Annotated in this window: 25 protein-coding genes; 8 read left to right on the forward strand and 17 right to left on the reverse strand. The window is 63.0% G+C overall.

Annotated elements, in window-relative coordinates:
• Positions 1-2: 2 nt before the first annotated feature.
• From BLT66_RS16310 to BLT66_RS16320, 3 genes are all read right to left on the reverse strand, one after another.
• Positions 3-977, reverse strand: coding sequence for a tripartite tricarboxylate transporter substrate binding protein (locus tag BLT66_RS16310; protein WP_092758969.1), 975 nt, complete (start codon positions 975-977; stop codon positions 3-5).
• A gap of 87 nt (positions 978-1,064) precedes the next feature.
• The gene (locus BLT66_RS16315) at positions 1,065-1,928 is read right to left on the reverse strand and encodes a fumarylacetoacetate hydrolase family protein (protein WP_092758971.1); all 864 of its coding nucleotides are present in this window, start codon (positions 1,926-1,928) and stop codon (positions 1,065-1,067) included.
• Between the two features lie 24 nt (positions 1,929-1,952).
• Entirely contained in the window at positions 1,953-3,143 is a 1,191-nt protein-coding gene (locus BLT66_RS16320; RefSeq protein ID WP_092758973.1) for a CaiB/BaiF CoA transferase family protein, read from the reverse strand.
• Between the two features lie 308 nt (positions 3,144-3,451).
• Between BLT66_RS16320 and BLT66_RS16325 the strand changes: the two genes are divergently transcribed.
• Positions 3,452-4,369: a LysR substrate-binding domain-containing protein gene (locus BLT66_RS16325; protein ID WP_092758975.1), complete on the forward strand. Its 918-nt coding sequence runs from the start codon at positions 3,452-3,454 to the stop codon at positions 4,367-4,369.
• A 145-nt stretch (positions 4,370-4,514) separates the two neighbouring features.
• Here BLT66_RS16325 and BLT66_RS16330 read toward each other — a convergent pair whose 3' ends face one another.
• From BLT66_RS16330 to BLT66_RS16360, 7 genes are all read right to left on the reverse strand, one after another.
• Positions 4,515-5,426 (reverse strand): OmpA family protein, encoded by a 912-nt coding sequence (locus tag BLT66_RS16330; RefSeq protein ID WP_092758977.1) that lies wholly within the window; start codon positions 5,424-5,426, stop codon positions 4,515-4,517.
• Between the two features lie 18 nt (positions 5,427-5,444).
• The gene (locus BLT66_RS16335) at positions 5,445-5,816 is read right to left on the reverse strand and encodes a DUF4398 domain-containing protein (protein WP_092758979.1); all 372 of its coding nucleotides are present in this window, start codon (positions 5,814-5,816) and stop codon (positions 5,445-5,447) included.
• Positions 5,817-5,840: 24 nt separating this feature from the next.
• Positions 5,841-6,752 (reverse strand): transglutaminase-like domain-containing protein, encoded by a 912-nt coding sequence (locus BLT66_RS16340; protein ID WP_092758981.1) that lies wholly within the window; start codon positions 6,750-6,752, stop codon positions 5,841-5,843.
• A gap of 262 nt (positions 6,753-7,014) precedes the next feature.
• Entirely contained in the window at positions 7,015-7,593 is a 579-nt protein-coding gene (locus BLT66_RS16345) for a BON domain-containing protein (RefSeq protein ID WP_092758983.1), read from the reverse strand.
• 55 nt (positions 7,594-7,648) lie between these two features.
• On the reverse strand, positions 7,649-7,867 hold the full coding sequence (locus BLT66_RS16350; RefSeq protein WP_092758985.1) for an osmotically-inducible lipoprotein B: 219 nt from the start codon (positions 7,865-7,867) through the stop codon (positions 7,649-7,651).
• Between the two features lie 31 nt (positions 7,868-7,898).
• Positions 7,899-8,450 (reverse strand): hypothetical protein, encoded by a 552-nt coding sequence (locus BLT66_RS16355; RefSeq protein WP_092758987.1) that lies wholly within the window; start codon positions 8,448-8,450, stop codon positions 7,899-7,901.
• 166 nt (positions 8,451-8,616) lie between these two features.
• Complete coding sequence (locus BLT66_RS16360; protein ID WP_092758989.1) at positions 8,617-9,417, reverse strand: beta/gamma crystallin-related protein; 801 nt, start codon at positions 9,415-9,417, stop codon at positions 8,617-8,619.
• Between the two features lie 320 nt (positions 9,418-9,737).
• Here BLT66_RS16360 and BLT66_RS16365 point away from each other — a divergent pair, with 320 nt between their 5' ends.
• A complete protein-coding gene (locus BLT66_RS16365; RefSeq protein ID WP_092758991.1) occupies positions 9,738-10,148 on the forward strand; it encodes a response regulator transcription factor in 411 nt (136 codons plus the stop codon).
• A gap of 17 nt (positions 10,149-10,165) precedes the next feature.
• Here the strand turns inward: BLT66_RS16365 and BLT66_RS16370 are convergent, their stop codons facing one another.
• A complete protein-coding gene (locus BLT66_RS16370; protein ID WP_092759190.1) occupies positions 10,166-10,798 on the reverse strand; it encodes a response regulator in 633 nt (210 codons plus the stop codon).
• 56 nt (positions 10,799-10,854) lie between these two features.
• Here BLT66_RS16370 and BLT66_RS16375 point away from each other — a divergent pair, with 56 nt between their 5' ends.
• The 5 genes from BLT66_RS16375 to BLT66_RS26500 all read left to right on the forward strand — a co-directional run bounded on the left by BLT66_RS16375 (position 10,855) and on the right by BLT66_RS26500 (position 13,970).
• A complete protein-coding gene (locus tag BLT66_RS16375) occupies positions 10,855-12,228 on the forward strand; it encodes a CHASE3 domain-containing protein (RefSeq protein ID WP_092758993.1) in 1,374 nt (457 codons plus the stop codon).
• A gap of 196 nt (positions 12,229-12,424) precedes the next feature.
• Complete coding sequence (locus tag BLT66_RS16380; RefSeq protein WP_092758995.1) at positions 12,425-12,589, forward strand: DUF1328 domain-containing protein; 165 nt, start codon at positions 12,425-12,427, stop codon at positions 12,587-12,589.
• A gap of 48 nt (positions 12,590-12,637) precedes the next feature.
• Positions 12,638-13,018: a hypothetical protein gene (locus BLT66_RS16385; RefSeq protein WP_092758997.1), complete on the forward strand. Its 381-nt coding sequence runs from the start codon at positions 12,638-12,640 to the stop codon at positions 13,016-13,018.
• Positions 13,019-13,047: 29 nt separating this feature from the next.
• Positions 13,048-13,431 (forward strand): phage holin family protein, encoded by a 384-nt coding sequence (locus tag BLT66_RS16390; protein WP_092758999.1) that lies wholly within the window; start codon positions 13,048-13,050, stop codon positions 13,429-13,431.
• A complete protein-coding gene (locus tag BLT66_RS26500; RefSeq protein ID WP_143029235.1) occupies positions 13,428-13,970 on the forward strand; it encodes a hypothetical protein in 543 nt (180 codons plus the stop codon). Before BLT66_RS16390 ends, BLT66_RS26500 begins: the two co-directional genes overlap by 4 nt.
• A gap of 25 nt (positions 13,971-13,995) precedes the next feature.
• On the opposite strand, the gene BLT66_RS16400 is transcribed toward BLT66_RS26500, so the two are convergent.
• The 5 genes from BLT66_RS16400 to BLT66_RS16420 form a co-directional block, all read right to left on the reverse strand.
• Entirely contained in the window at positions 13,996-14,409 is a 414-nt protein-coding gene (locus tag BLT66_RS16400; protein WP_255406967.1) for a DUF2177 family protein, read from the reverse strand.
• Positions 14,410-14,417: 8 nt separating this feature from the next.
• Positions 14,418-15,800 carry a cardiolipin synthase gene (gene cls / locus BLT66_RS16405; protein WP_255406961.1) on the reverse strand — a complete coding sequence of 461 codons (1,383 nt, stop codon included), beginning with the start codon at positions 15,798-15,800 and terminating at the stop codon, positions 14,418-14,420.
• Positions 15,801-15,817: 17 nt separating this feature from the next.
• On the reverse strand, positions 15,818-17,137 hold the full coding sequence (locus tag BLT66_RS16410; protein WP_092759007.1) for a PQQ-dependent sugar dehydrogenase: 1,320 nt from the start codon (positions 17,135-17,137) through the stop codon (positions 15,818-15,820).
• 2 nt (positions 17,138-17,139) lie between these two features.
• Positions 17,140-17,298 carry a DUF3309 family protein gene (locus BLT66_RS16415; protein ID WP_092759009.1) on the reverse strand — a complete coding sequence of 53 codons (159 nt, stop codon included), beginning with the start codon at positions 17,296-17,298 and terminating at the stop codon, positions 17,140-17,142.
• A gap of 96 nt (positions 17,299-17,394) precedes the next feature.
• A complete protein-coding gene (locus BLT66_RS16420) occupies positions 17,395-17,850 on the reverse strand; it encodes a hypothetical protein (RefSeq protein WP_143029236.1) in 456 nt (151 codons plus the stop codon).
• Positions 17,851-18,028: 178 nt separating this feature from the next.
• On the opposite strand from BLT66_RS16420, the gene BLT66_RS16425 reads away from it, so the two are divergent.
• Positions 18,029-18,766: a Crp/Fnr family transcriptional regulator gene (locus BLT66_RS16425; protein WP_092759013.1), complete on the forward strand. Its 738-nt coding sequence runs from the start codon at positions 18,029-18,031 to the stop codon at positions 18,764-18,766.
• Positions 18,767-18,770: 4 nt separating this feature from the next.
• Here BLT66_RS16425 and BLT66_RS16430 read toward each other — a convergent pair whose 3' ends face one another.
• Entirely contained in the window at positions 18,771-20,849 is a 2,079-nt protein-coding gene (locus BLT66_RS16430; RefSeq protein WP_176955067.1) for an AsmA family protein, read from the reverse strand.
• Positions 20,850-20,857 lie beyond the last annotated feature (8 nt).

Here is a 20,857-nt window from a genome sequence, read left to right on the forward strand (position 1 = left end):
TTCTATTCCTTTGAAATTTTTGCGTCAGCGACCAGTTGCACCCAGCGTTTGACATCGGCGTCGATGCGGGCCCGCAGTTCGTCCGGGGTGGCGGTGCTGGTCTCGCCGCCCGTGGTTTCCTCGATCCTCGCGCGTATGTCGGGGCGGGCCAGCACGGCGTTCACCTCGGTGTTCAAGCGTTTGACTACCGATGCGGGTGTGCCTGCGGGGGCCAAAAGGGCCGTCCATGACTTCACCTCGTAACGGGGAACACCCTGTTCGGCCACGGTGGGCACGTCGGGCAGGCCCGGCCAGCGGGTACTGCCGCTGGTGCCCAGCGCACGCAGCTTGCCCGCCTTGATATGGCTCACCGCAGCGGTAGGGGCCAGCACGACAAAATCAACCTCGGCGCCCAGCACTGCGCTGACCGCGGCACTTTCGCCCTTGTAAGGAATATGGTTCATCTGCACACCCGCCATCTGCGCCATTAGCGCACCGCTGAGGTGCTGGCCTGTCCCGATGCCGGCGGACCCGTAGGTCACCATTCCCGGCTTGGCACTGGCTGCGGCCAGCAGGTCTTTGATGGTGTGAAATTTGCCCTGTGCATTCACAACGATCAGAAACGGAAATGTGCTGACTGCCGCCACGGGCTGAAACGACTTGACGGCGTCATAGGGCAGCTTTCCGTACATAGCCGGCGAAATAGCATGTCCCCCGGTGGCCAGCAGCAAGGTGTAACCATCGGGCTTGGCCTTGGCTACGGTATCGGCAGCCAGCACCCCACCGGCTCCGGGCTTGGGCTCCACAATGATCGGCTGCCCCAGGGGCTTGCTCAACTCGGCACCCAGCAGCCGCGCCACCGTGTCCGCATTGCCGCCTGGGCCGAAGCCGTGCAGCACGCGGATCACCTGGGCGGGATAGGTTTCTGCATGTGCCACTGCGGCACAGAGTACGGCTGCAGCCGATGCGGCCAGGGCAGTCCGTCTTGCGATGTTCATGGATTTGTCTCCGTTGACCGCTGAACGCGGTTCGATGTGGTGTGTCAGGGGCAAAGCGTCAAATGGGCATAGCCAAGCAGCCGTAATTCATGCGGCCTGCGCAATAGGGTTGCGCAGCACGCCGATGCCTTCGATCTCGACCTCGACCACGTCGCCGGGCACCATGAAACGCGGGGGTTTCTTGCTCCAGCCTACGCCCCCGGGTGTGCCGGTCACGATCACATCTCCAGGCACCAAAGTGAAGATCGTCGACGCGTATTCGATCTGCTGGGCTACCGAGAAGATCATGTCCGCCGTGGTGGTGGACTGCACCAGTTCACCGTTGAGCCGGGTGGTCAGTTTCAGGGCGCGGTCGGGAGCGATTTCGTCGGTGGTCACCAGCCAGGGACCAAAAGCGCCTGTGGCTTCAAAATTCTTGCCTGCACAGATGGCTTTCGCGTGGAACTGCCACTCGCGGATGCTGGCGTCGTTATAGACCGAGTAGCCAGCGATGTATTCGTGTGCCTGGGCGGCCGGGATGTTGCGCCCCTCTTTGCCAATCACCACGGCGAGCTCACCCTCCCAGTCGAGAGACTGCGAAACATGCGGGCGCAGGATGGGCTGTCCATGTGCGACTTGAGAGCGCCACACCCGCAAGAAGATGGGCGGAAAAGCCGAGAGCTCACGGTCCAGTCCTGCGGCCACCACTTCGCGGTGGTGGTCGTGGTAGTTGCGTATCGCGCACACGATTTTTTCGGGCTGCGGAATCACCGGCAAGTAGCGGATGGCGTCCAGCGGAATGTCTGCCAGAACCGAAGCGGCATCCTGCGCCACGGCCGACAGCCGGCCTGCCGCAATATAGGACTGCAGCGTTGGGTACTGCGGGTAGGCGCGGCCCAGGTCGGCCACGTGATGGCCCTGCACCACGCCCCAGCTGGCACGGCCACCATGTTCAAAAGAAAGAAGTTTCATTGCGTAGTTTCCAAGTAGGTGAATTCAAAGAGCGCCCCGGGCCAGACCGGCCAGAACTTCGGAGGTATCGGCACCCAGTACGGGCGGGCCGCGCCGGTACTGCACCGGCGTTTTGGACAGCCGCAACGGACTGGCCACCGTGGGCACGGTGCCGGCCGCCGCGTGCGGTATGTCGACATGCAGGCCCCGTGCACGCACCTGCGCATCGGCGAAAACCTGTTCAAGATCATTGATCGGACCACACGGCACGTTGGCACGCTCCAGCAACGCAATCCATTCGGCGGTGGTGCGCTGTACCGTCAACTGGCGCAGCAGCGGCACCAGCAGCAGGCGGTGCTCAACCCGCGCAGCATTGGTCGCAAAACGCGGATCTGTAGACCATTGCGGCTGCCCGGAAGCACCGCAGAACGAGGCGAACTGCGAGTCGTTACCAACCGCCAGAATCATGTCGCCATCGGCTGTGGGAAAAGCCTCGTAGGGCACGATGCTGGGATGTGAATTGCCCAGGCGGCGCGGCGGGGTGCCGGTGACCAAGTAGTTCAATGCCTGGTTGGCCAGGCACGACACCTGCACATCCAGAAGCGCCAGGTCGATATGCTGGCCTTCGCCGGAACGTTCGCGCCATGCCAATGCGGCCAGAATGCCCGAGACCGCGTGCAAGCCCGTCAACACATCGGTCAACGCCACCCCGACCTTGACCGGTCCTGCGCCTTCGCTGCCTTCAGGAAAGCCCGTAAGGCTCATCAGACCGCCCAGCCCCTGCACCATGAAGTCGTAGCCTGGCCGCGGCGCGTAGGGCCCCGTCTGGCCAAAACCGGTGATGGAGCAGTACACCAGGCGAGGATGGATACGGGACAGACTTTCATAGTCCAGGCCGTATTTCTTCAGCCCTCCGACCTTGAAGTTCTCGATCAGCACATCGCAACTTGCCACCAGTTCGAGCAACCGCGCCTGCCCGTCAGCGGTAGCCATGTCCAGCACCACAGACTTCTTGTTCCGGTTGGCACACAGAAAGTACGCCGACTCGACGGGCTGGCCCGCTGCATCGGTGACAAATGGCGGACCCCAGGCACGGGTGTCGTCGCCTTTCCCGGGTTGCTCTATCTTGATGACCTCGGCACCCAGATCGCCCAGCATCTGGCTGGCCCACGGCCCGGCAAGTACACGGGAGAGGTCCAGTACGCGGATGTGCGAGAGTGCGCCTTCGTTTGGCATGGCCACTTTTCCAGTCAACCGGCCGGGCGGCAAGATGGCGCAGCGCCGCAAAAGCAGGTACGGCGGGCGCTGGCGTGGGCAGCCTCATGGCCAGAGCATGGGGATAAATGCTGCGTTTCAAAAACGCTGACCTCGGTTAATTTCATTTGCTCTCCTGTTCTCCACCAAGCCAACTAGTGCAGTAGTTTCAGAACTCGTGCACTGCGATGGCTAGAATTTAAAGCCATTGCCCCTGTCCAACAAACGTTTTGTTCTCATAGTCCTGTGCATAAAATTCAGTTCTTGAGAAACTTCAAAAAGCTTTTTCCATGAGACGCAAGATTCCCAGCGCCGCGGCACTCACCGCTTTTGAAGCTTCCGCCCGACATGGCAGCTATACCGAGGCGGCGCGTGAACTGGCGCTGACACAAAGCGCTGTGTGCAGGCAGGTGGGCGGGCTGGAGTCGTTTCTGGGCGTCAAATTATTCCGCCGCGCCAAGCACGGCATGGTGCTCACGGAAGCTGGCACGGCCTACTGCCGGTTCATCACCAAACAGCTGGACGACTTGGAACGTGGCACCTTGGACCTGATGGCCCGCCAGGGCCGCGGCGGCACACTGGAACTGGGCGTGGTGCCGACCTTCGGCACGCGCTGGCTGTTGCCCCGACTGCCAGCCTTCGGCCGCCAGCAACCGGACGTCACCGTCAACCTCTCCAGCCGCACCCGCCCTTTTGCTTTTGAAGACTCGGGCATCGACGCGGCCATCTACACCGGGGACGGCAATTGGCCGGGCGCGGCGACGACTTTCCTGATGGCCGAAAGCATGGTTCCGGTCTGTAGTCCTGCGCTGATCGCACCCGGCACACAGTTGGATCCGGCCGCACTGGCACGCCTACCCTTGCTGCAGCAAAGTACGCGGCCCTATGCCTGGCGCCAGTGGTTCGACTCCGTGGGGTACTCGATCAACCATGCTTTGGTGGGCCAACGTTACGAACTCTTCTCGATGTCATTGGAGGCGGCACGCGCCGGGCTGGGCGTGGCCCTGGTGCCGGAATACGATCTGGGGGATGACGTGGTATCCGGCCGCTTGGTGATCCCGGTCGACCACGCCTGCCCGAGCGACCGGGCCTACTACTTTGCGTGCCCGGAGCAGCAAAGCGAGGACGCCGTGACGGCGGCCTTTAGAACCTGGCTGGTAGAACAGACACGGTCCATGCGAGAGGACGCCCCCACTCGCCAAGGTTGAAGCAGGGGTCTCAGCCAACGCCGCTCATGCCGCAGACCCCCGGCAGGGCTGCTTATGCGCCTGCCATGGAACTACTGATACGCTATTTTTCTTATAGCAGCTTGCGCAGGCACCATAAGCGCCAGCGGGCTGAAATGTTTAAAACTTAGCGCTGCTGCGTCTTGCCACTTTCGTCCGACAGCACGATCTCCACGCGCCGGTTCAGCTGGCGGTTGGATGCCGTGTCGTTGGCGGCCACCGGGTAGGCTTCGCCGTAGCCGCGGATGGCGATGCGGTCGCGGCCCACACCCATGTCTTGCAAGGCGTTGCGCACGGCGCCGGCACGGCGGTCCGATAACTCCTGGTTGTAGCCAGAGGCGCCGGTGCTGTCGGTAAAGCCTTCGACCAGCACCTTGCGCTGCGGGTTCTGCTGCAACACGTCGGCCAGCTTTTGCGCGGTGCGCATGCCGTCCGGCGTCAGGCGTGCCTGGTCGGTGCCGAACAGCACGTCGCCCAAGGTGATGACCATGCCGCGCTCGGTTTTCTTGGCGGCCAGGTCGGCGAGCTGGGCTTCAAGCTGCGCGTTGCGGGTCTGGGCTTCGGCGGCGATGCGGCGGGCTTCGTCGGTCTTGCGCTGGGCGTCGGCGGCATCGCCCTGGGCGACCAGTGCGTTCTGCTGGGCCGCAATCGCATTGGCCTTGGCCTGGTCGGCTTCATTCGAGCGTTGCTGCAGGCGCAGTGCGTCGCTTTCCTTACCGGCCTTCTGCACATCGGCTTCAGCGGCCTTCTGGTTGGCAGCCTCCTGCGCTAGCGCGATCTTCTGCTTGGCCAGGTAGGCCAGTTGGTCGACCTTTTCCGGCTTGTCCTTGTGGTCGGCGGAGGCATTGGCCTGGGCCAGCGCATCGCCGGCCTGCTTGAGCTCCAGCGGGGCGTAGCGGTTGACATCGGGATTGGCCTGGGCCATCTGGTAGTCGCTGCGGGTTTGCTCCAGCAGGCTGGTGCTGGTGGGCATGGAACTGCAAGCGCCCAGCAGTACAGCAAGGGCCAGGGCGACGGGGGTGGCGTAAAGTTTTTTCATGGTGTTCTTTCTTTAGATTTATTTGCTGGCGCGGTCGAGTTCTTCGCGCAGAACGCGCACGCTGTCTTGCATCGCATCGGCCGCGGCCTGGGACTTGGCCGAGTTGGCCTTGCCCTGGGCCAGCTTGGCGTCGGCCTGGGCCTGGTTCGCCAGCACGGCGGCCAGCTTGTAGTCCTTGTTGGCCATGGCCTTCTGGGCGGCGGCCATCTTTTCGCGGGCCGAAGCCATTTCCAACGGAGCGAATTCAGCCCCGCCGGCACCGGCCGCGCTGTCCACCGCGGCTTTGGATACCGCGACATCGGCGGTGGCCGGGGTTTTCATGCTGCTGCAGCCGACCAGCAATGCCAGGGCGGCAGCGGTCACGGCCAAAGGCCAGGTGTTTTTTGTCATAAAGATCTCCAGTGGAAAAAGAATTCAGAAGGCCTGCGCCTGGCCGTCGGTCGACAGGCCATGCGGTACGTGCTGCGGCAAGACCAGCTTGCCGAGCGCATTGGGTATGGCTTCGATATGCACCACGGGCGCGCTGCTGGTCACGCCGCCAAACATGGTGGCAAAGGCCGAGTCGGCTGCGTCGCGGCCTATGCCCAGGCGTACAAAGCCCATGGGGATGGCCACGCCGGAGGCGTCAAAGATGTACCAGCGATCGCCCAGGAAGACCTCCACATAGGCGTGGAAGTCGGTCGGGCCCAGCGCCGGGTCGGCGCCGTAGTCGATGCCGGTAGTGAAGCGGGCCGGGATGTTGACGGCGCGGCACAGCGCAATCATCAGATGCGCAAAGTCGCGGCACACGCCGACCCGGTCCACCAGGGTGTCGATGGCGGTGGTGTTGCCATCGGACGAGTTGGACTGAAAGTTGACCCGGCTGGTCACCCAGTCGTGGATGGCCTGCACCCGGCTATAGCCTGGGGGCAGTTCGCCAAATTCATTGAGGGCCAGACGGTGCAAACGGTCCGACGGGCAGTAGCGGCTGGGGTACAGGTATTGCAGCACCTCGCCCGGCAGGTCGGCCACGCCGACCTCGGGAATGTTCTCGGGCAGCGCGGTGAAATGACTGAGATCCACCGTCGCTTCGTAGTGCACGCTTAAAGGGCCGGTGGCCGCAGTCAGCCGCAGGTAGCGGGTCTGCGTCACCGGGTCGGTGTACAGCGCATGGGGCACGGGCTGGCTGATCTTCAGCGCCTCGGACACCACGGTCTGGTGGGCAGTTTTGGCGGCGTGGATGTTGAACACAAAATCACAGGCAGGCGCTGTGATGTGGTAATCGAGGTCGATCGAAAATTGGAGCCGCAGCGTAGGCGGCTTGGTAGAGGTCGGGGTGTTTTTCATGGCAATGCGGTGGTGTAAGGCCAGTCTAGGTAGAACCCCACGCCCCCATAAGCGGACAGCAACGCGGCCCGCGGTAGGACAAGCACAGCCCCCGACCAGGGCCATGCGCCTACAGGGTTTACATCCGATGGCCCCATCCAGCCACGCTCTAATTTCTATAGCTATCCGCGCTTATAAGATCTGTGCCAGCGGCACAAAACGCATAAAAAAAGCCACCCGAGGAACAAACCAGGGGTGGCGGATGGAGCAGAAACGCCAGAGGCTATTTCTTGATGGTCATTTCGTTGCTGACGCTATGCACGTCTTCCGTGGCACGGGCGACCTGCACGGCGCGTTCGATCTGCTCCTGGTTATCAACAAAACCGCTGAGCTGGACTTCACCCTTGCGCGTCACCACACCGATGTCCAGGCTTTTGATGCTGGCATCGGCCAGCAGCGCAGCCTTGACACGGCCGGTCACGATGCCGTCGTCAACCTTGTTGCCTACGGTGGTGTCCGCTACCTTCAGGCTGAGCTTGTTGTCTATGCTTTTCACGCCCGACACCCCATGCACGATGGACGTGGCGCGCTCGATCTGCGCCTGGTTTTCTACAAAGCCGCTGAGCTGCACTTCGCCCTTGCGGGTTTCAACCTTGAAGTCCAGGCTCTTCACATCGGGGTCGGCCAGCAGTGCAGACTTGACGCTGGCGGTGACGACCGTGTCGTCGATCTCGGTACCGACGGTGGTGCCCGGGGCAGCGGCGCCAGTGGCATCCACCTGCTTGCTACAGCCCACAACGGACAAGGCCAACACGGCGGCAAAAATAATTCCCACCGAGCGGGATTCAAAATGGTTTGTCATAAATACATCCTCCTTACCAACATGCGCACGGGGGCAAGCCCCCGGCGCTGACTGCTTACTTCCGCTTGACGACTTCGTTGCCGATCACACCGCCGACAGCCGCACCGGCCGCTGTACCCAGCACACCGCCGCCGACGGCTGCACCGGCAACACCGCCAATTGCGGCGCCGGTGGCGATACCCTTTTCTTGCCGGGTCATGCCAGCACAGCCGCTCAGAATGACCAGGGCAGCTGCTGCCAAAGCGCTAGCTGCATAGTGACGTGTGGTTTTCATAATGCTTCCTTGTTGTGGGAGAGATCAAAAATCAAGATTTACCGAACTTGACCTTGGCTGCGCTCACGCAGCTGGTCTTTGCATCACCGGCCAGGGTGTCGCACTTCTGCACGGCCACCTTGTAGTCGGCATCGCGTTTTTCTTCAGCGTTCTCGGTCTTGGCTTCGCCAATTTGCTTGGCGGTGCGGGCATCGGCCAGGGCCTTGGTCTCGGCGGCCTTGGCTTCCTTCACGCAGACAGACTTGTCGTTGCCGGCCTTGTCGTCGCACTTCTCTTTGGCAACCGCATAGTCGGCTTTGGCCTTGGTTTCCAGGGCCTTGGTGTGGTCGGCTGGCTTGCCGGAATGGGCCGCCTTCAGCTCGGCAGAGGCGATCTTTTCCTTGCCCTTAGCCTCTTCCATACACACGTCCTTGGCGTTATCGGCCAGCGATCCACAAGCCGCCTTGTCGGTCTTGTAATCTGCGCTGATACGGGTCTTGCCCACTTCGTATTCATCCTTGGACATGGTGGCCGCCTGGGACACCGAGGCCAGCATCACGGCAGCGACGAGGGCAGAGGTTTTGAGATTGAAAAACATGTTCATAGAAATCCTTTTTTTCGGTAAATGGGATAGCTGCAGTGTGCGTGGCCGTGCCCGCAACGCACAGCAGACAGTGCCGCCAATTGCCGTAGTAGATGTCCTACGCGAGCGGATCGGGACACCCAACAAAAACGGCCCCGAAGGGCCGTCTGAAACTGCGTAGGCAGGCTTATGCGCGGGGTTCGCCGCGGCGGTTCACTGTGACAGTGCGTCCGGGTGGCGTGGTCATCTGGATGCGATGCTCCTGGCCGCGGAAGTTGTAGGTCACGTCCCAGTACTCAGGGCGGGTAGACGCCGGCTCGGTGGCGCAGCGCTGCACGTCCTGGGTGATGGGCTGGCCATTGCGGCCTACATTGGCACCGACGGCGGCGCCGGCAACCGCACCACCCGCAGTGGCGATGTCCTGGCCGCGCCCACCACCGACCTGGTGGCCCAACACGCCGCCCAGCAAGGCGCCCACCACAGCACCGCCGATGTTGGCATTACCGCGGCTTTGCACTTCTTCCTTCTCCATCCAGCAGCGCTGTTGGGGCGTGCCCAACACAGCGCGTACCGATGTCACATCGGCTTCGAACAGGCGCTCGTTATTACGGCGGCGGTTGTCGTAGACCGGCATGGGCGGCGGCGCATAGCGGTTGTCATCCACCCTGGCATTGCGGTCTACCGTGCGCACCGACGACACGCGGTCGTTCAAGCCCATGGCGCTCAATGAAGGGTAACGCCCGGCGCGCAACACAACGCAGCGGCCGCGGAACTGCGAGTCCTCACAGACCTCCTGGCGCTCGCCAAACACGATCACCGACGACGCGCGGTCGTTGAAACCCGAGCGGTCAAAGTTGCGGACTTCGTTTTGGGTGGTGAAGGACCGTCCTTCAAAATTGTCGTTCTCGTAAAAAGTGACCTGGGCGGCTACCTGGGCCGCGACTGCCATGGCACTGATGGCGAGTGTGGTCTTGAATATATTTTTCATACGTGTCTCCTATGGAGTGGCGGAGCCCGCCGAGACGGTGGACCCCTAAGGTAGCCACAGTGTGCGGTGGGGCCATGGCAGCCACCAGCAGACGGCACCGCGGGCTGCGGTAGTTGCTGTCCTACACGGGGCGCACTGTAGGACAATTCCGACAGGCGACTGCGCCTATGCCCGATGGATTTGTGCCCGCTTTCGATGCACACTTGTGCCAAATCTAGTGTTTAACACCTCAAGTAGAGCGCATTGTTTGCACGCAATACACTCTACCAACACAGGGCGGAGCCGCCGGCTCTGGACTCTCAGGAATTAGTGCCGCGCACATGCCCCAGCTCAAAACCTATATCGTTGAAGACAGCCCGGTGATCCGAGAAAGCCTGATCGCCACGCTGGAAGAGCTCGTGCCGGTGGCGGTCATCGGCACCGCCGAAGACGAACTCAGCGCGGTGCAATGGCTGACCCGTCCGAGCAACCATGTCGACTTGGTGATCGTCGATATTTTCTTGAAAGCCGGCTCCGGCCTGGGCGTGTTGCGTGCAGCACATGGACTGCTGCCACCGCGCAAGCTGGTGGTACTGAGCAATTACGCCACCAAGGACATGCGGCGCAAATGCCTGGACCTGGGAGCCGACCGGGTGTTTGACAAATCCAACGAGATTGATGCGCTGATCGACTACTGCGGCCAGCTGGCCGACGGCCACTCGGGCAACACCGCTTCCGGTGCGCTGGCCTGAGCGCGGGGCCGTGCGGCCTACTGGATCAAGCCGTTTTTCAGCGCGTAATAGGTCAGGTCGCTGTTCGACTCCAACTGCATCTTTTCCATCACCCGGGTGCGGTACGTGCTGACGGTCTTAACGCTGAGCGACATGCTCACCGCCATATGGCCTATGGTTTCGCCCTTGGCCAGCCGCAGGAAGACCTGCAGCTCGCGTTCAGAAAGCTGTTCATGAGGGGGTTTCTCGCCCCCACCGCCCAAGCCATCGGCCAGACGTTCGGCCATGCCGGGCGTGATGTACTTGCGCCCTCTGCAGACCGTACGGATGGCCTTGACGATGTCCTCGGGATCGCAGTCCTTGTTCAAGTAGCCGCTGGCGCCCTGGCGCAGCAAGGTGGTGGCGTAATGCTCTTCGGCAAAGCCGCTGAGTATCAGCACCGGCAGATCAGGCGCACGGGCCTTGATGGCCACCAGTGCGTCAACACCGCTGTGGTCGGGCATGGAGATATCCATGATCATCACGTCGATTTCGCCTTTGCGGACAATGTCCAGCGCCTCGCGGCCGTTGGTGGCTTCGGCCACCACCGCGAAGTCGATCTGGTCGGCAAAAAACTGGCGCAATCCAGCGCGGACCATGGCGTGGTCGTCAACAATAGCAATTCGGATCATGGTATTTGGCGGAACATTCTGCAGCATGTTCCCACACTTTCGGTTGAAGGCTGAAGATGAACTTTATCAACGTTGTCAAACGCAACCGTATCGTATTTGTACTGGCCTGCACTGCGGCACTCTCGATTGTGCTGATCAGTGAGGGTTCCTACCTCCAGTCGGTCGCAATACTCGACAAATTGGGCAGCATGGGACAGGCCCGCACAACGATACAAAGCCTCACAAAAAATATTCTGGACGCCGAAACCGGCCAGCGCGGCTACCTGGTCACCAACCGCAAAGAATACCGCGAACCTTACGACGCCGCACTGCAGAAAATCAACGAGTCACTGCAGTTTCTGGACGTCTACTACCGGGGCCAACGCCTGCCCACCGATGTGCTGGGGAAGCTGCACAACGTGACAGACACGCGTTTGTCCGAGCTGGCTTTGACCATCAAGATGCACGACGAAGGCAAGGACGATGCGGTCAAGGACATTGTCATGTCTGATATCGGCAAAGAGCAGATGGACACCATCCGCAAGCTCACCGACGAACTGCTCGAATACGAGACCCAGAACGTCAACAAGGGCCGCAGCGAAATCTACGGCATGCTGATGTTCAACCGCGGTGGGGTAGCTGCGCTCACGGCTCTCAGCCTGCTGGCCTTGTTCATGTACTTCCGCCAGATCTTTTTGTTCCGGGAGCAGCAGCTAGAAATACAGCGCATGGTGCAGGTCGAACGCGACCGGCTGGAGGTGGAAGTGGTCCAGCGCACGGCCCAGCTCACCGAACTCACCCACCACCTGCAAACCGCCCGTGAGGACGAACGCCACCGCCTGGCGCGCAATCTGCACGACGATCTGGGCGCGCTGCTGACCTCGGCCAAGCTCGATGCAGCCCGCATCCGATCGCGGTTGGGCGGCACGGCGCCGGAAGCCCTGGAGTTGCTGACGCACTTGGTGGGCACACTCAACTCCGGCATCGCGCTCGGACGGCGCATCATTGAAGACCTGCGCCCCTCTGCACTGAGCAACCTGGGCTTGGTCTCCACGCTGGAAATTCTGGCGCGCGAGTTCGCCGACCAATCCACCGTGCAAGTGCATTGCTCGCTGGAGCCGGTCGAGCTCAAAACCACCGCCGAACTGATGGTCTACCGCCTGGTGCAAGAGGCCATAACCAATATCACAAAATACGCCAAGGCCCAGAATGTCTGGGTCACACTGGGCACGCGCGATGGCCAGGTGGAGGTATCAGTGCGCGACGACGGTGTGGGTTTTGACACCAGCGCCAAACCCCAATCGGCTTACGGGCTGGTGGGCATGCGCTTTCGGGTCGAGGCCGAAGGTGGCGTGCTGACCATGGTGTCTGGCCCCGGTCGCGGCACCTTGATCCAGGCCCGGCTGCCGATTTCGGTAGCCATCCCCGCGGCCACCGAGTCCAGCACCTGAAATCCACCCGGCCGCGCCATGCGGCCGGTCTGTCGGCGCAGTCCTACGCCGGCTGTGGTGCTCTCCCGACAAGGCTACGGCAAAGCTGCCTATCGCCATTCCATGCGCCAAGGCAGACACTGGATCCATCGCAACCAAAGGCTTGCGAGACCCAGAAACCAAGGATGGCATGCCATCCGCCAAGCAAGGAAATACCATGTTGCACTACGCCGTCGTCTTCTTCGTCATCGCTTTGATCGCCGCACTGTTCGGCTTCACTGGTATTGCTGCCAGCGCGGTGGGCATTGCCAAGATCCTGTTCATTGTGTTCGCCGTTCTGGCCGTCGCCAGCTTTCTGTTCGGCCTCATCAAGAAGAGCTAGGCCAGCCTGCTGGCCCCACCGATCCCAACCACTCTCAAAGGAATACCCATGTTAGACAACCAACTTGAACAACCAACCAACAAGCTTGCCGACCAGGCCGCCGCAACGGCCGACAGCGTCATCAAGTCCACCCAACGCGTGGCCAATGACACGCTGGACCATCTGGCGAACACAGTTCACGGCCTGCGTGCCCAGGCTGCACCGTTGCTGAACCGCGCCAGCGAACAAGCCAGTGCACTGCTGCAGCAAAGCAAGGAAGCCGTGCAGGACAGCTCGGCCAAGGTCAAGGCCCAGGCGCAACGCGCTTCCGATTCGACCCTGAATTACATCAAGGATGAACCCGTCAAGGCCGTACTGATTGCCGCCGTGATCGGTGCCGGTCTCGCTGCCCTGGTGCACCTTGCAGGCCGTTCGCGTGATGACATCTAAAGCCCTGGCGTAGCCGCAGATCGCGCGCCATGGTGCCTCCCCTGCTTCGCCTGATAGCGACCCAGCCGCAGCTGCTACTGAATCATGCCGAGGCCTATGCCGAGCTGCTGTCCGAGGAACTCGGCCAGGCGACCGGGCGCTGGAAACAGCGCACCGTGTTGCTCAGCGTAGCCCTGGTTTGCATCGCCATCTCGGCAGTGCTCGCAGGGGTGGCTCTCATGCTATGGGCCACAACGCCCATGGCGGATATCCATTCCCTGTGGGCTTTGCTGCTGGCGCCCATACTGCCATTGGCGCTTGCGGTGTGTTGCCTGATTGCCGCCCGCAGCTCTGCCAACACCAGCAGCTTTGACAATGTGCGACAGCAAATCAAGAGCGATATGGCTATGTTGCGCGAGGTAGGCACACTGTGAATACTTCGTCTACTGCCTTGCTGGAGCTGCCCACACCCACAGCCGTTGAACGCCTGGATGTATCGCGCGCCTTGCTGCGCCAAGCCCTCCTCAAGGGGACGCACACGCCTCCACCCAGATCAGGGGTAGACGCAGCCAGCCCCTCATCTGCTTGGATGGATAGTCTGCGCTCCATTCCTCTAGCCAATGTATTGTTCGAAGCGATTAGCAGCTGGTGGACCCAGCATCCGCTGCGCATCGCCTGCATTCTTGCCGCCGACACCACCAAAGCCATCGTGCAGCCCGTGGCCCGGCGCAACCCGCTGGGTGTGGCATTGGGTGCCTTAGTACTGGGCGGCCTGCTGGTCTGGGGCCGACCATGGCGCTGGATACTCAAACCGGCGCTGTTTGCAGGGTTGAGCACACAGTTGCTATCCAAAGGCATTGCCCATCTGCCCCTGCAGTCCTGGATGAGCACACTGGTGACGGCTTTGCAAGCGCGCAAGCCAGAACCTGCGCCGCCAGCGCAACCGCAGGCAAACCGCCCTCCTACCCGCTAGTTCGCCCCGTGGCATGCCTGCACCGTCAGGCCTTGCCACGGCCCAACACCAGCTTGCCGGCGGTGGCAGCCGCAGCACTCAGCAAGCTGCCCCACAGAATATCCAGCAGCGACAAGCCTAGGGGCCAGCCTCGCAAAGTCGCGAGGTTCGATAGGTCGTAGGTAGCATAAGCCACGCACCCGAAAAACGCGGCCGCCAGCGCCGTGCTGCGCCAGCCGGGCTGGGCCGCATAGGGCGCTACGGTAAACACCAGCAAACCCGCGGCATACACCAGGTAGAACGCCGCAGCCGCTGCAAAATTGGGCTGAGCTGACATCAAATGCCCAATGCCCTGCTGGTACAGCGGCATGGCAATCACACCCAACCACAGCCCATCCAGCAGCAGCAACACCACGATGGTGGCCAGGTAGGCAGCCAGGTACTTCTTCATTACGGACATCTGCACGGCTACAGCCAGTACTCCCAGGCCCGCGAGAAAATCTCCTTCAGCCGCTGGTCGATCGGGCGGCACAGCCACTGCTCCAGCGTCACTTCGTCAGAGGCCGCCAGATCCTTGGCGAACATGGCCTGCACCTGGCTACCAAACTCGGCGCCCAGCACTACGGCATTCAGCTCCTGGTTGTGCAAGAAGCTGCGCCAATCCAAGTTGGTCGACCCCACGGTCGCCCATACGCCGTCGATCAGCGCAGTCTTGGAATGCAGTATCACACCGCGCCGCTGGTAGATCTTGACGCCCGCGCGCAGCAGCCGCTCGTAGTAGCCGCGCCCCGCATGGAACACCAGCCAGGAATCGGTCTGGCTTGGCAGTATTAGGCGCACATCCACGCCACGCCGGGCCGCGGCCTCCAGCGCCTCCAGCAACTGCGGGTCGGGGGCAAAGTAGGCATTGGTCAGGCTCACACTGGTCTCGGCACTGCCAATCGCCGACAGCAGCGTGGCGTAGATGTGGCTGAAGGGTTCACCCGGCGCGCTGCCAATCGCCCGCACCACCTGGTTGCCCGCGCGTGTGGGCGTTGGAAAGTAATTCTTGGCGGCCAGCGGTGGGCCTTTTTGCTGCACCCAGGTGGCAATGAACAGCTTCTGGAACTCGGCCACCACCGGGCCACTGAGTTGCAAATCGGTGTCGCGCCAGGCCAGGCGGTTTTCATCGGGCGGCTGGGTGCTGCGCCTGCGCGAGCCTCCCGAGTACACACTGCTGATGTTGATGCCGCCCAGGAACGCCGTGCGTCCGTCCACCACCAGCAGCTTGCGGTGGTCGCGCTGGTTCAGCTCCCAGCTGGTGCGCGCCAGCAAAGGGTTCACCGGATTGAACTCCAGCACCTGGATGCCGCTGTCTACCAGCCGCTGGAAAAAGGCCGCCGGCGTGCCCAGCGTGCCTACGCTGTCGCGTATCAGGTTGACCTGCACGCCTTGCTGCTGCTTGGCGATCAGCACCTCAGCGAAGCGCTGGCCCACCTCATCGTCCTCCAGGATGTAGGTCTCCATGTTGATGTGGTCTTGCGCGGCCTCGATGGCGGCGAACATGGCACGGTAGGTGGCGGGGCCATCCTGCAGCAACACCACCGCATTGCCTGCCGTCAACGGGCTGCCGACAATCGCTTCTTCCAGCGCCAGGTGGCGGTCAAAAATATTGGTTTCGGTGCCGCTGCTGCGGAGGCCGTCCAGAATCGCCTTGCTGCGCGCCGCAGATAGCGGCCCATGCGCACCCTCCAGCTGCGGAGGTGGCCCGCGCCGTTGCGCCAGGTCGGGGGTGATCCGCGGCAGGCTGCTACAGCCCGCCAGAAATACAAGGCCTAGGGCCAGGGCATAGCGCACACATTGATTCAGCATGCGCATAGGCTACCGCCTCAAGGTGCAGAAGTCACGCGCCACACCACATTGCCTACATCATCGGCCACCAGCAATGCACCGCGCGTATCCAGCGCCACGCCCACCGGCCGGCCGGACGCATGGCCTTCGGCGGTCAAGAATCCGGTCAGCACGTCCACCGGTGGGCCTACCGGCTGGCCCGCTTTGAAGGGTACAAAAATCACCTTGTAGCCACTGTGCGGACGTCGGTTCCAGGAGCCGTGCTGGCCGATGAACATGCCCACCGCAAACTCTGCCGGCAAGGATGTGCCCACGGAGGACGCCAAACCGAGCGAGGCAGTATGCGGCCCCAGCGCATAGTCGGGCACCAAGGCCTTGGCCACCAGTGCAGGCTGGGGTGGCTGCACCCGCACATCGACCTGCTGGCCGTAGTAGCTGTAAGGCCAGCCGTAAAAGCCGCCGTCGCGCACCGAGGTCAGGTAATCGGGTACCAGGTCGCTGCCAATCTCGTCGCGCTCGTTCACCACGGTCCACAGTGCGCTGCCCTCGGGTGTCCAGGCCAGGCCGACGGGGTTGCGCAAGCCGGAGGCAAAAACCCGGTGCGCACCCGACTGGGTATCCACCTGCCAGATCGCCGCCCTCTCGGTCTCTGCCGCCATGCCGCGTTCGGCCACATTGCTGTTCGAACCCACGCCCACATACAGCTGCTTGCCGTCCGGGCTGGCCAGCAGGCTCTTGGTCCAGTGGTGGTTGATCGGCCCGCCAGGCAACTCCACCAGCCGGCTGGCCGATGCTGTGATGCGCGTCTGGCCGGTAACGTAAGGAAAGCGCAGCACGCCATCGGTATTCGCCACAAACAGGCTATCACCCACCAAGGCCATGCCAAACGGCGAATTCAGCCCGTCCAGCAACACCGAACGCATGTCAGCCACACCATCGGCGTTGGTGTCGCGCAGCAAGGTGATGCGGTTGGCGCTGGGCGTAGCCGCGCCCGCGCGGCCCATCACCCATTGCATAACCCAGCCCTTGATGCCCTTGCCGTCGTCCGGCTTGGGCGGTGCATTGGTTTCGGCCACCAGCACATCGCCGTTGGGCAGCACATACAGCCAGCGCGGATGGTCGAGGCCACTGGCAAATGCTGCCACCTGGGTACCGGCCGCAGCGATGGGCTTTGATCCATCGGGCCAGGGCTTCGCCGGTGCGATGTTGACGGTAGGAATCAGGGTGGGATTGGGCGCCGGCAGGCTGGGCTGCGGCCCCGTGCCGGCCGAAATCGGCAGCTTCGCGACTTCGCCGCAGCCGCCCAGCAACAATGCGGCGGCACTTGCAAGCAGCGCGATGCCACCCGGCAAATGCATGGCTATATCCGTCCCATCAGCAACAGCACCACGATGATGACCAGCACCAGGCCGATACCCCCGGTGGGCCCGTAACCCCAGCTGCTGCTGTGCGGCCAGGTCGGCAACACACCGATCAGCATCAACACCAAAACAATCAGCAAAATAGTTCCTATGCCCATGGCGTACTCCTAGTGGTTATAAAAATCGGCGCCTATCGCCCTGCATGCAATTTAGACGCCGGCCCGGCATCCATCGGTGCGATACCGCACATAGGATCAGGCCAAATCGGTGCGGGTCTGCGCCAATGCGGTTCGTGCGTCGAACAGATCCAGCGCCATACGCTGCTGCACGCTCCAAGCCTGGTTGTGTGTGGCGCGCAGTTGCTCCAAGGCTTGCAGGCAATCCAGCACACATGCGCCCAAGGCTTCGACCAATCCTGGCCGTTGTTGCGCAGAGGCCACGGCACCACGCAGCCGGTCGGTCACGGCACCAAACAGCAAGTCCCAGTCCTCCATGGCCACCCCGGGCAAAGGCAAGGACTGCTGCTTGCGCACCATCGGCGTGACGCGGGCCGAGTCTTCCTTGCCTGGGGGGCGGAACACCTGCGCATGACCGGCTTGCGCCGGTGGACGCAGCCGGGCCGGCGATGGCGTGTAAAAACGGTACACCTTGGGCGTCGTGGGGTTCAGGCCATGGGCCACAGGGAGGCATGTCGGCGCAGATCGGGGCATGTCAACAGTCTCGCTAAAAAGAAGGCGAAAACAGCCCATGCCCAGAGTTGCCAGGAGATAAGATCCCAGGCAGCTGCAACAGGCGGGGCATAAGCCTGCAATGTACGGGTGCCCTCCCCCCACAGTTGTGTCAAAAGACACAAGCGTCAAGCCACTAGAACCACGAGAAAGGCCAGCCATGACCGAAGTTCGCTGCAGCGCCTGCCCGCTGCGGCCACTGCCCTTGTTCCTGCGCAACGACGACGATGAAGTGGCCATCGTGCAGTCCCTGAAGCGACGCGAGATGCAGATGGGCCCGGGCGAAACCCTGATCCACGAAGGGCAGACCGACGCCCCGCTGTACACGCTGCTGGAAGGCTGGGCCTTTCGCTACAAGACCTTGAGCGACGGCCGTAGGCAGATCCTCACCTTCCTGCTAGCCGGCGACTTCATTGGCGTGCAGCAAAAAATGGGCGACGCCGCGGCCCACGGCGTGATGACCCTGACCGATACCCGCTTCTGCGTGTTCCAGCGCGACTCCTTGTGGGAGTTGCACCGCCAGTCACCCGCCATGGGATTCAACATCACTTGGCTGACCGCGCACGAGGAATCGCTGGTGGACGACACCCTGCTGTCGGTAGGCCGGCGCAGCGCCGAGGAGCGCATCGCCACGCTGCTGATCCTGCTGTTCAAGCGGGCCGCTGCACTGCAAGACGATGGCGGTGCGGCCGGCGTGCCGTTTCCGCTGACCCAGCAGCACATTGCCGACGGCCTGGGCCTGTCGCTGGTGCACACCAACAAAACCCTGCGCAAGCTGGAACGGCGGGGCCTGCACCACATCGAAGACGGCCGGCTCTGGCTGCGCGACGTGAAGACGCTGGTCCGCCTGGCCGACCTATACGGCGACGGCCGGCCACCGCAGCGCCCGCTGGTCTAGCCGCTTATTTTTTGACAGCCGGGGGCCGGGTGGCGGCCACCGCTGCCACGCGCTGTTTCAGGCCCTGGCAGCCGACTGCATCGCGCTCGGCTTCCTTGTTGTCGCCGATGTCGATGAACGGGATCAGCGCCGCAAACGGATTGACCAGGCCCAGCAAGACCGCAGCCGCTACCTTGGCGCCCAGCGGGCCTTTCTCCAGCGAGGTTTGTGGATCGCTGAAAGTGCCGCGCACCCGCAGCGGCGTACGCAGGGTAAGCGGGCTGAAGTCCTTGGGCACGACCACCGCCCGCAAGTCCATCTCCTCGGTCGCCAGCGACAGCGAACCATCCACCCAGACCGCCGAGTCCGCGGTATCCACCACCATCGCCCGCGGTCGGAACACGCCGCCGGCCACCGCCAGATCGGCCACCGCGCACTGCACCGGCAAGGCATCGTCGCCCTTGATCAGCATGCCTAGGCTCTCGGCCAGGTCGATGCCGGCCAGCTCCACCCCCAGGTGCGATACCGCGCCGTCGCGCAACTCGGTGCGGAACTGCCCTTTCAGGCTGGCCAGAATTTCAGCGGTAGAACGGCCCTGCCCGGTCAATACTGCACGGCCCTGCAGCTTGCCCGCCACATACGGCGGCAAGCCCTTGGCTCGGGTCTGCTGCAGCCATTGCTCCAGCCGCACGCCATCCCAGCGCAGATCGGCATTCCACAAGGCGGTGGCGGCCCGGCCGTCCAGCGTCAGGTCGCCGCGCAGCTGCCCCTGGGCGGTGCGCGCCACCAGGTCGCGCAGGGTGAGCACGCCACCTACCAATTGCAAGTGCAGGCTCAGCGGTTTCAAGGGCTGTAGCAGCTTGGTGTTCAGATCGACTTCGCCGATGTCGATCAGCACATTCGCGTCCATCGCCCGCATGGCCGGAAGATCGAATGGCCGGTCGGGCAAGACCCTGCCCTTGCCGCGGGCCTTGACTTGCAGCGGCTCGGCCGTGTCGGCCGTAGCCGCGGGCGTGGTACCGACCACCGGCCCCAGGTCGGCCAGCAGCAAGCGGTTGCCGCCCAGCCGGCCCGACAGCAGGGGCGTGCTGCGCCCCGCATCGTAAGTAAAAGCCCCCTTCAGGCGGCTCGCGCCGACGGTGGCATCGTCCACCACCACCTGCCAGGTATTGCCCTGCTTGACCAGACTGCCCTCGCTGCGAAAAGCTGCGGTTGTCGGTAGCGTGACGCCCACCGGGTCACCCACGGCGGCCAGCGAAGGGCCTTTGATGCTGAAGCGACCAGCAAACGTGTCGGACTGCAGCACATCCTTGGCGCTGCCCTTGAAGACCAACTGCGCGCGGCCCACGGTGGCATCGAGTGCCAGCGCCACCGGCAAGGCCTGGGTATCGTCGGTCTCGGTCGACGGCAAGACTGCCGTGGTGGCCAGCATGATCTTCAACGGCTGGTTGCGGTAACGGCCATCGGCCTGCACCTTCAGCACGCTGGTCGGTACCTGCGTATGTGAGCCCACCGCATCGCCCGGAGCCAGCTGCGCCAGCGAAATAGTGGCTTGCAGGTCGGCGCCCAGTGGCGCGTCCTTGTAGCGCACCACCCCGTCGTTCACCAGCAACTGGCCAAACAGCGGCAAGCGGGTGCGCTCAGTGGGCGTATCGGATGCTGGCTTGGACCCAAACTGCCATGAGGCGCGGCCGTCGGCCTGGCGCTCCAGGTTGCCGTCCAGGGTACGGGCCTGCAAGCTCTCGATACGCACCGGCTGGCCGCGGTAAGCGCGCCACAGGTCCACATAACGCAGCTCCAGTGCCACCCCCTGGGCCACCAGCATGTGGGGCGTGGTGCTCCAGGTGGGCGCGGCAATTTCCAGCCGCGGCGTGGTCAGCCGCAGCCCGCCCAGAAAGCGCACCTGGAAGCCGGGTGCATCTGGCGTTTGCGGGCTGGCGGCGGAATCAATGGTGATGCGGCGGTCCAACGCGCTGGACAAAGCGTTTTGCAATGGCGCCGCCAGAAACGGCCAGCCCAGCCATTCGCCAATGCCGCCGGCCACCAGCACGCCAAGCAATACGGCGCCAGCGGTGCGCCAGCGGCGGCGGCGGGTGGTGGGCATGGCCAATG

The organism is Rhodoferax sp. OV413 (genome assembly GCF_900104385.1).
Classification (GTDB): Bacteria; Pseudomonadota; Gammaproteobacteria; order Burkholderiales; family Burkholderiaceae_C; genus Rhodoferax_B.

Coding starts and splice junctions, on each gene's coding strand:
- BLT66_RS16330 (WP_092758977.1), bottom strand. CDS start 5,426: ATGAAAAAACTTTACGCCACCCCCGTCGCCCTGGCCCTTGCTGTACTG.
- BLT66_RS16380 (WP_092758995.1), top strand. CDS start 12,425: ATGTTGCACTACGCCGTCGTCTTCTTCGTCATCGCTTTGATCGCCGCA.
- BLT66_RS16370 (WP_092759190.1), bottom strand. CDS start 10,798: ATGATCCGAATTGCTATTGTTGACGACCACGCCATGGTCCGCGCTGGA.
- BLT66_RS16385 (WP_092758997.1), top strand. CDS start 12,638: ATGTTAGACAACCAACTTGAACAACCAACCAACAAGCTTGCCGACCAG.
- BLT66_RS16310 (WP_092758969.1), bottom strand. CDS start 977: ATGAACATCGCAAGACGGACTGCCCTGGCCGCATCGGCTGCAGCCGTA.
- BLT66_RS16320 (WP_092758973.1), bottom strand. CDS start 3,143: ATGCCAAACGAAGGCGCACTCTCGCACATCCGCGTACTGGACCTCTCC.
- BLT66_RS16375 (WP_092758993.1), top strand. CDS start 10,855: ATGAACTTTATCAACGTTGTCAAACGCAACCGTATCGTATTTGTACTG.
- BLT66_RS16335 (WP_092758979.1), bottom strand. CDS start 5,816: ATGACAAAAAACACCTGGCCTTTGGCCGTGACCGCTGCCGCCCTGGCA.
- BLT66_RS16340 (WP_092758981.1), bottom strand. CDS start 6,752: ATGAAAAACACCCCGACCTCTACCAAGCCGCCTACGCTGCGGCTCCAA.
- BLT66_RS16415 (WP_092759009.1), bottom strand. CDS start 17,298: ATGGGCATAGGAACTATTTTGCTGATTGTTTTGGTGTTGATGCTGATC.
- BLT66_RS16355 (WP_092758987.1), bottom strand. CDS start 8,450: ATGAACATGTTTTTCAATCTCAAAACCTCTGCCCTCGTCGCTGCCGTG.
- BLT66_RS16425 (WP_092759013.1), top strand. CDS start 18,029: ATGACCGAAGTTCGCTGCAGCGCCTGCCCGCTGCGGCCACTGCCCTTG.
- BLT66_RS16410 (WP_092759007.1), bottom strand. CDS start 17,137: ATGCATTTGCCGGGTGGCATCGCGCTGCTTGCAAGTGCCGCCGCATTG.
- BLT66_RS16315 (WP_092758971.1), bottom strand. CDS start 1,928: ATGAAACTTCTTTCTTTTGAACATGGTGGCCGTGCCAGCTGGGGCGTG.
- cls (WP_255406961.1), bottom strand. CDS start 15,800: ATGCTGAATCAATGTGTGCGCTATGCCCTGGCCCTAGGCCTTGTATTT.
- BLT66_RS16360 (WP_092758989.1), bottom strand. CDS start 9,417: ATGAAAAATATATTCAAGACCACACTCGCCATCAGTGCCATGGCAGTC.
- BLT66_RS16430 (WP_176955067.1), bottom strand. CDS start 20,849: ATGCCCACCACCCGCCGCCGCCGCTGGCGCACCGCTGGCGCCGTATTG.
- BLT66_RS16325 (WP_092758975.1), top strand. CDS start 3,452: ATGAGACGCAAGATTCCCAGCGCCGCGGCACTCACCGCTTTTGAAGCT.
- BLT66_RS16365 (WP_092758991.1), top strand. CDS start 9,738: ATGCCCCAGCTCAAAACCTATATCGTTGAAGACAGCCCGGTGATCCGA.
- BLT66_RS16390 (WP_092758999.1), top strand. CDS start 13,048: ATGGTGCCTCCCCTGCTTCGCCTGATAGCGACCCAGCCGCAGCTGCTA.
- BLT66_RS16345 (WP_092758983.1), bottom strand. CDS start 7,593: ATGACAAACCATTTTGAATCCCGCTCGGTGGGAATTATTTTTGCCGCC.
- BLT66_RS16420 (WP_143029236.1), bottom strand. CDS start 17,850: ATGCCCCGATCTGCGCCGACATGCCTCCCTGTGGCCCATGGCCTGAAC.
- BLT66_RS16350 (WP_092758985.1), bottom strand. CDS start 7,867: ATGAAAACCACACGTCACTATGCAGCTAGCGCTTTGGCAGCAGCTGCC.
- BLT66_RS16400 (WP_255406967.1), bottom strand. CDS start 14,409: ATGTCCGTAATGAAGAAGTACCTGGCTGCCTACCTGGCCACCATCGTG.